Annotated in this window: 2 protein-coding genes; both read right to left on the bottom strand. The window is 60.4% G+C overall.

All coding sequences use genetic code 11. The features are described from left to right. Positions 1-168: cbb3-type cytochrome c oxidase subunit II (locus tag BLX41_RS35595; RefSeq protein WP_259744974.1), on the bottom strand; the 168-nt coding region annotated here is incomplete at its 3' end. After that, a partial coding sequence (locus tag BLX41_RS17065) for a cbb3-type cytochrome c oxidase subunit I (RefSeq protein ID WP_185073615.1) occupies positions 168-758 on the bottom strand: 591 nt, incomplete at its 5' end. The genes BLX41_RS35595 and BLX41_RS17065, both read right to left, overlap by 1 nt.

Raw genomic sequence — 758 nt, forward strand, 5'->3', positions numbered from 1 at the left:
GCGGCCTTCCAGTTCCAATGCGGTGCGCGGCTTCATGCCTTCCACCGGCTTGTTGGTGACGTCCTGAAAGAACAGCGGGACGATCTGGGTCAGGCCGCCGATGCTGACGGCGATGACCATGAAGAAGGCCAGTAGGCCAATATTCTTCTCGACTACTTCGTGCTTCATCAGTGAGCTCCAACTACAGCGATCTGAGCGGCGGCTTCAGCTTCAGCCGGGTTCGAGGCGCGAACGGTGCGGAACACGTTGTACGCCATGATCAGCATGCCGGTGGCGAAGAACGCACCGCCCAGAGCACGGACGATAAAGCCCGGATGGCTGGCTTGCAGCGCTTCGACGAAGGAGTAGGTGAGGGTGCCGTCATCGTTGATTGCACGCCACATCAGGCCCTGGGTAATGCCGTTGACCCACATCGAGGCGATGTAGAGCACGGTACCGATGGTAGCCAGCCAGAAGTGGGTGTTGATCAGGCCGGTGCTGTGCATCTGCTGACGGCCGAAGACTTTCGGAATCAGGTGATACAGGGCGCCGATGGAGATCATCGCTACCCAGCCCAGAGCGCCGGCGTGTACGTGGCCGATGGTCCAGTCGGTGTAGTGCGAGAGCGAGTTGACGGTCTTGATCGCCATCATCGGACCTTCGAAGGTCGACATGCCGTAGAACGCCAGGGAAACCACCAGGAACCGCAGGATCGGGTCGGTGCGCAGCTTATGCCAGGCACCCGACAGGGTCATCATGCCGTTGATCATGCCGCCCCA

Origin of the sequence: Pseudomonas protegens (assembly GCF_003732485.1) — a bacterium.
In the GTDB taxonomy this organism is placed as follows: Bacteria; Pseudomonadota; Gammaproteobacteria; order Pseudomonadales; family Pseudomonadaceae; genus Aquipseudomonas; species Aquipseudomonas protegens_B.